Annotated in this window: 8 protein-coding genes; 2 read left to right on the top strand and 6 right to left on the bottom strand. The window is 63.2% G+C overall.

Features of this window, described 5'->3' with window-relative positions; all coding sequences use genetic code 11:
• Positions 1 to 287: 287 nt before the first annotated feature.
• Entirely contained in the window at positions 288 to 1,703 is a 1,416-nt protein-coding gene (locus tag EOD15_RS25385; protein ID WP_127321876.1) for a glycosyltransferase, read from the bottom strand.
• Between the two features lie 133 nt (positions 1,704 to 1,836).
• Here EOD15_RS25385 and EOD15_RS25380 point away from each other — a divergent pair, with 133 nt between their 5' ends.
• Together EOD15_RS25380 and EOD15_RS25375 are read left to right on the top strand one after the other, a co-directional pair.
• Positions 1,837 to 2,550, top strand: coding sequence for a DUF805 domain-containing protein (locus EOD15_RS25380; RefSeq protein WP_127321875.1), 714 nt, complete (start codon positions 1,837 to 1,839; stop codon positions 2,548 to 2,550).
• 73 nt (positions 2,551 to 2,623) lie between these two features.
• Positions 2,624 to 3,295 (top strand): DUF805 domain-containing protein, encoded by a 672-nt coding sequence (locus tag EOD15_RS25375; protein ID WP_127321874.1) that lies wholly within the window; start codon positions 2,624 to 2,626, stop codon positions 3,293 to 3,295.
• On the opposite strand, the gene EOD15_RS25370 is transcribed toward EOD15_RS25375, so the two are convergent.
• From EOD15_RS25370 to EOD15_RS25345, 5 genes are all read right to left on the bottom strand, one after another.
• Positions 3,292 to 3,768, bottom strand: coding sequence for a GNAT family N-acetyltransferase (locus EOD15_RS25370; protein WP_127321873.1), 477 nt, complete (start codon positions 3,766 to 3,768; stop codon positions 3,292 to 3,294). The genes EOD15_RS25375 and EOD15_RS25370 overlap by 4 nt on opposite strands.
• Positions 3,769 to 3,772: 4 nt before the next feature.
• On the bottom strand, positions 3,773 to 4,876 hold the full coding sequence (leuB, locus tag EOD15_RS25365; protein WP_127321872.1) for a 3-isopropylmalate dehydrogenase: 1,104 nt from the start codon (positions 4,874 to 4,876) through the stop codon (positions 3,773 to 3,775).
• Between the two features lie 161 nt (positions 4,877 to 5,037).
• Positions 5,038 to 5,388, bottom strand: coding sequence for a VOC family protein (locus tag EOD15_RS25360; protein WP_127321871.1), 351 nt, complete (start codon positions 5,386 to 5,388; stop codon positions 5,038 to 5,040).
• A 13-nt stretch (positions 5,389 to 5,401) separates the two neighbouring features.
• On the bottom strand, positions 5,402 to 5,785 hold the full coding sequence (locus tag EOD15_RS25355) for a RidA family protein (protein WP_127321870.1): 384 nt from the start codon (positions 5,783 to 5,785) through the stop codon (positions 5,402 to 5,404).
• A gap of 335 nt (positions 5,786 to 6,120) precedes the next feature.
• The coding region (locus tag EOD15_RS25345) for a hypothetical protein (RefSeq protein WP_127408953.1) at positions 6,121 to 6,732 on the bottom strand (612 nt) is incomplete at its 5' end.

Below are 6,732 nucleotides of genomic sequence, written 5' to 3'. Positions count from 1 at the left end.
CCCCAACGCGCCGAAGCGCAAATTCGAAAAACGTGCACCGGCAGCAGTCGATCAGCGCCCGGCCGCCGCGCATGAGGCAAAGCCATGGGCGAAGAAGCCGGGCAAGCCGAAATTCGACACCACCGGCGCGCCCAAGCACAAGAAGGCGAAGAAGCGGCCCGACTAGAGCATTTCACCATTTCACGGAAACGGCGATCTGCTCTAACTCTTTGTTTTGACGCAATTCCCAAGGGAAAACGCTATGCGTTTTCCCGGGAAAACCGCTTCACACTTTTCCTAGAATTGCTCTAGGACTTTGGCCGGAGGGACGCGCTTTCCTGCAGGCCAGCCTTGATGGCAGCCCAGCTGGCCGATGCCGGCGTCGGGCGATGCTGCTTTGCGATGCGTTCCGTCAGCGACGAGCGCCAGCCAGAATCCTCCGCCATCCTGCGGATCGCAGCGTACCAGCCGGCCTGGTCATTGGAATCGATCGCCGGCATCAGCCCGCCGCTCGCCTCGATCAGCGACGGCGCGGTCGAGACGATGACGGGAATGCCGAAATCGAGACATTCCGAGGCGCCATAGCCCCAGCCCTCGATATGCGAGGGAAAGACGCCGAAGGAAGCGCTGCGATAATATCGGATGAGCTCCGCATCGCTGATCGCTCCGGTGAACGTAACCCGCTCGAGCAGTCTCGGATGAGCCTTGAGATAGGCGCGCAGCGGATCGATCATCCAGCCCCAGCGCCCGGCGCAGACGAGCCGCGGCAGCTTGACGCCCTCGTCGAGCGCCTGCTGCCATATCCGTGCCAGCAGGATGTGGTTCTTGCGCACCTCGATGGTCGAGCAATAGAGCACGAACGGCTCGTCGGCCTCGATGCGCGAAGTCTGGCCGATGCGCGAAGCCGTCTCGCACAGGATGGACGGCATCGGAAACCGGTATACCACCGGCTGCGTGACGCCTGCCTGTTGCATATGATCGGTCAGCGTCGCACCAACTTCCTCGGATGCACAAAATGCCGGCGCGCCGGAACGCACGAGGTGCTCGAGATATGACCCGTAGCGAGCCTCGCCAGGGCTCATACCAACCATGTCGGGGCGCAGTGTCGGGATGAGGTCGTGGCAAAGAAACGCGAGGCCGCCGGCGCGGCCGGAGACGGCGGTTCGGTCATCCCCGGTCAGAATGTGATGGCTGATCAGGACAAAGCCGCGTTCGGTCTCGTTCGGTTGGCTTGGAACCTGACGCGGGGCCGACTGGATCCGCGCCCGCTGGTACAGACGATAGGCCCTGATCAGCAGCCTCGTCGCCTGATAGGCAATCCCTTTGCGGCCATGGGTCACCGTCTTGGCGAGATGGCGGTCGGCGTCGCGCTTGCCCCATGGCTGCTGCCTCACCGCTTCGAGGGCCTGCGACATCGCCGTGCGTCTCCCAGGCCATCGTTTGAGGCGCCAGGGTGAAATCTCGCCCGTCGCGACATGGTCCTGCTCGAAAGGAGCGAGGGGGCGAAACCGGCCTTCCCACGGTCGGAACGCCACCACCTCTACGCAAGGGTCGGGATCGGCCAGGGCTGCGCTGACGAGAAAGCTTTCCACCCGCGGGATGCCGACAAGTCCCTGGCCGGACGGCCAGAACGTCAGGCCGGTGGCGTCGATGGCCAGCCTAGGAGGTCTTCTTTCCCCTCCATCTTCAATCACGGTTTTACTGTCGGGACTCTCGACTGTCATGTTCTGCTTCTGTCGAAGGCGGTTGCACTAGATGCCTTATGCTTCATTTGCCGCGAAGAGGGTAGCCACGGCTTGCCCATCGGCTCGGCCCTGTGCCACCTTCGGCCGGGACGTGGCGAGCGGGGGGTGGCAAATGCGCGGCGAAGTGCTTCACTATGACGAGGACCAGGGTTTTGGCTTCATATCCGGGGCCGACGGCAACCGTTACACCTTCATCCGCGAGAACCTGCGCCGGCAGACCGCCATGCCCAACGGCACGGCCGTCGAGTTCCAGCCGGGCGGCGGCCAAGCGCGCGACGTCTTTTCGATCGCTGCTGCGACCGCCCCTCCGGCGGCCGCAGACCCCAGCATCAAGGCCGCACCGGCCCAGGCCAGCGTTCCGCCTGCAGCGGCCCCATCTCCTGCGCAGCATTTCGGCCGATCTTCCGAGACAGCCGAGCCCGGCGATCTCTGGGGCTATTTCTGGCGCGGCGTGACGCAGAACTATTTCAATTTCGCCGGACGCGCCCGCCGCAAGGAATATTGGGGCTACTGCCTGTTCTGGACGGTTTGCCTGCTGATCATCGGCGGCATCGGCCTGTACACCGATATGGATATGGGCGGTTTCGACAGTGATATCTCGGGCGCGATAACGGTCGGGTTGTGCGGCACGTTCCTGCTGGCGACACTCCTTCCCAGCCTCGGCATGATCGTGCGCCGGCTGCACGACATCGGCCTGTCGGGCTGGCTCTGCCTGCTGATCCTGATCCCGACCATCGGCAGCCTGATCATCCTGGTCTTCGCGTTGATCCCGACGCAGGCCCGGGAAAACCAGTGGGGGCCGGTGCCTGCGGGCGTCAGAATATAGTTTGCGTGCATATTGCAATCGCACCCAACCCTAGGTAGCATTCGCCGTAGCTAGCGTGAATGGGGGGCTGGGTATGCGCGGTGCGGTGCTTCACTACGACCAGGATCAGGATTACGGATACATCAACGGTATCGACGGCAAGCGCTATATCTTCACCCATAACGATCTGAATCAGGGGGTGACCCTCGCCAGGGGCGCCCTTGTCGAGTTTCAACCGGATGACGGTACGGCGCACGATATAGTCGCCGTCACCCCGACAGCGCCATCGCCAAGCACGGGCCAGCCACGGCAGCCACGCCGTTCGGCCGAGAGCAGGCCCGCCTATTCCACGGGTCTGTGGGCTTACTCTAGGCGCGCGATAATTGCGGACTATAGCAATTTCAAAGGTCGCGCCCGCCGCAAGGAATTCTGGGCCTTCTGGCTATTCTACACCCTCGGGATATTGGCGCTTCTAGGCTTCGGAATACTCGTTGACCTAGCGTTCAATGGCTTCAAAACCAATGCGGACAGGACGCCGATGAGGGCCATAGGGCTCATACCCTTGCTGGTTTTCTTTTCGGGATTGATCCTGCCGTCGATTGCCCTCGTCGTGCGGCGTGTGCATGACGCGGGTCTGAGCGGCTGGTTTGCACTGCTGGGCTTCATCACTCCCATTGGCAGCATTGCCTTGCTGGTCTTCGGACTTCTGCCGTCCCAGGTGGGCGAAAACCCTTGGGGACCAGTGCCGGCAGGCGTCAGGATCTAGCCGCTTTTCAGCGCCTCACCCGCAAGCCTGAGAAAGACCTTCTGGCCGTGGCGCTCGGCGCCAAGCCGGTCGTAGAAGCGCAGTGCGCCCTCGTTCCAGTCCTCGCTGGTCAGGTCGATGCGGCCGATGCCTTCGCGCAGGCAATGATCGGCGAGAAAGCCGATCAGCGCCCGGCCGACGCCGGCGTTGCGAACCTTCTCGCGCACGAACAAATCCTTGAGGAACAGCAGCCGCTCAAGATCGATGCCGGGATGCGCGATCGCCACCGACGCCAGGCCGCCGACCTCGCCGCCGACGAAGGCGAGCGCGAAATGCGGATAGGCCGGGCTTTCCTCGCCAAGCCATTTGCGTGCAGCAGACAGGGCCCGGTCAGCATCGAGAGGCGGCTGCCGGTAATGCTCCGCCATCTCGCACAATATGGCCGCGAGTGCCGTCGCGTCCTCGATCGTCGCCCAGCGGACGTCGACCGTCACGGAATCAGCCCAGGAATTTGGCGATGATCGCGTCGCCCATCTGAACCGTACCGACCTCGGTCATGCCATCGGACATGATGTCTTTCGTCCGCAGGCCTTCGTCGAGCACGGCGGCGATCGCGCTTTCGACACGGTCGGCTTCATCGACCATGCCGAAGGAATAGCGCAGGCACATGGCGAAGGAAGCGATCATGGCGATCGGGTTGGCGATGCCCTTGCCGGCAATGTCGGGGGCCGAGCCGTGCACCGGCTCGTACAGCGCCTTGCGCTTCTTGGTCTTCACGTCAGGCGCACCGAGCGAGGCCGACGGCAGCATGCCGATCGAGCCGGTCAGCATGGCGGCGATGTCGGACAGCATGTCGCCGAACAGATTGTCGGTGACGATGACGTCGAACTGTTTTGGCCAGCGCACCAGCTGCATGCCGCCGGCATCGGCCAGCATGTGGTCGAGCTTGACGTCGGAATAGCGCGCCTTGTGGGTCTGGGTGACGACCTCGTTCCACAGCACGCCCGACTTCATCACATTGCGCTTTTCCATCGAGGTGACGTGGTTCTTGCGCGTGCGTGCCAGTTCGAAAGCGACGCCCGAAATGCGCTCGATCTCGAACGTGTCGTAGACCTGCGTGTCGATGCCGCGCTTCTGGCCGTTGCCGAGATCGATGATCTGCTTGGGCTCGCCGAAATAGACGCCGCCGGTCAGCTCGCGCACGATCAATATGTCGAGGCCTTCGACCACCTCCTGCTTGAGCGAGGAGGACGCCGCCAGCGCCGGGTAGCAGATGGCCGGGCGAAGGTTGGCAAACAGCTCCATGTCCTTGCGCAGGCGCAGCAGGCCGGCCTCAGGGCGCACCTCGTAGGGCACCGCATCCCATTTCGGACCGCCGACGGCGCCGAACAGCACCGCGTCGGCCGCCATCGCCTTTTCCATGTCGGCATCGGAGATCGCCGCGCCATGCGCGTCATAGGCGCAGCCGCCGACCAGCCCCTCATCGGTGGCAAAACCGCTGCCGAGCTTGTCGTTCATGACCGCGATCAGTTTCTTGACCTCGGCCATGGCCTCGGGACCGATGCCGTCACCGGGGAGCAGGAAAAGATGCTTCGTTGCCATGGAGGAACCGTCCTGGAAAGAATTTGAACCGCGGCCTTGCTAAACGCCAAGCCGGTTGTGCGCAAGGAGTAACGCAGCGATCAAGAACAACCTCGTTCGTTTGCGATCCTTCGCGCTCCCCTCTGCCCCGCCAGCCTCCCGCAAATTGCAGCGCCTTGCCTTCACCGATGCGAGAGAATGTTGACCAGCCGGCCGAACGGATCGCGGACATAGAAGCGGCGCACGCCCCAGGGCTCGTCGGCCGGTCCGTATTCGATGGCGAAGCCGGCCGCCTTCATGGCGTCGAGCGCCGCATCGACATCGTCGACCTCGATCGAGAGATCCGGCACCGGCGTACCGGAGCCGCCTTGCGCCATGAAGCTGACCTGGACATCCATCTTTGCTTGCGAGCCATAGGTGGCGATCCAGCCAAGATCCATAAGCACATCGAGGCCGAGGACATCCTGATAGAAACGCTTGGCCGCAGTGGCATCCGATGTCTCGATATTGGCAACGATGCGCCGGACTTTCATCGTCGGTGGCCTTTCATGCCGTGCGCCGCAACGCCGTCACCTCGATCTCGATCTTCATTTCCGATCTGTTGAGCTGGCAGACGATCATCGTCGCCGCCGGCCTGATGTCGCCGAACGTCTCGCCGAGGATCGGGAAGACCACGTCCACGAAAGCCTGGTCGGTGATGTAGTAATGCGCCCGCACCACGTCAGCCATCTCGAAGCCGCCGTCCTTCAGCGCCTTGGCAATCGTCGCCAGGCAATTGCGCGTCTGCGCCTCTACCGTCTCCGGCATCGTCATCGTCGCATAGTCGTAGCCGGTCGTACCGGACACGAAACACCAGTCGCCCTGCACCACTGCACGCGAATAGCCGGCGGTCTTTTCGAACGGCGAACCGGTGGAGATGAGTGTGCGCATGGGGCCTCGCAAGTCAGTGCAGCCATATTGCAACGATGAGGCCGCTTCGGCCATGGGCCAACGCAGACCGATTGGCTGTGCAAAACGGTTTCGATGTCGGCGGGACAGCACCCCCCTCTGGCCTGCCGGCCATCTCCCCCGCAAGGAGGGAGATCGGATGCCACGAATGGTTTCGCCAATTGCCAAACGTTGCAGAGATGGGCGGAGCGCTGAAGCTGCCGATCTCCCCCCTTGCGGGGGAGATGCCCGGCAGGGCAGAGGGGGGTGTGAAGGATCGCGGCGGACAATTCTTTTCCGCAGCACGACGACGGTGCGGCTGCCGTCGCGCAAAATACTTAGTTCGCCGCCCCCAGCGCCTTGTCCAGCGCCGCCTTCACATCCGCCGGCCATGTCGCCACATCAGGCCAGGCGTTCGGCTTGCCATTGTCGCCGCGGCGCGCAAAATAGAGCTTGTGCTGGGCCGGGTCGACCGCCATGAAGCCGTCATTGCCGCCGCAGTCATGCGGCACGCAGCCGCTGGCGAAGAAGGCGCCCGAAGCGGTCTTTTCCGTGCCGCCGCCGACCAGCAGGCTGGTTGCCATATCGGGCATGTCCTTGCCGAGCAGCTTTTCGGCTTCCTTGTAGACGGCCTCGTTGTGGAAGGCGTCGGTGATGTTCTGGTACTTTTCCGGATCGATGTCTTTCCAGTCCGTGCCGGGTTCCGGCATGTAGGTCAGATTGCCCGAAATCGTCAGCCCATCGGTCGGCGACCATTGCAAAGCCGGCTTCTCATCCCCCGGCAGCAGATAGGGCACGAAATAGATGGCGTTGTCGGACACCGCCGAGGGCGGCGCGCCGCACTGGTCCTGCTCGACCGTGGTGCTCTGGATGGTGCCGCCTTCCGGTTTCCAGACGATCACCGTCGCCGGCCCGCATTGGTTGCCGCCGTCGCCGACATCGAACAGCGC

It is taken from the genome of Mesorhizobium sp. M7A.T.Ca.US.000.02.2.1 (assembly GCF_003996995.1).
In the GTDB taxonomy this organism is placed as follows: Bacteria; Pseudomonadota; Alphaproteobacteria; order Rhizobiales; family Rhizobiaceae; genus Mesorhizobium.
Note: the sequence above shows the minus strand (reverse complement) of the source record. Positions and strands in the feature narration are given on the sequence as shown.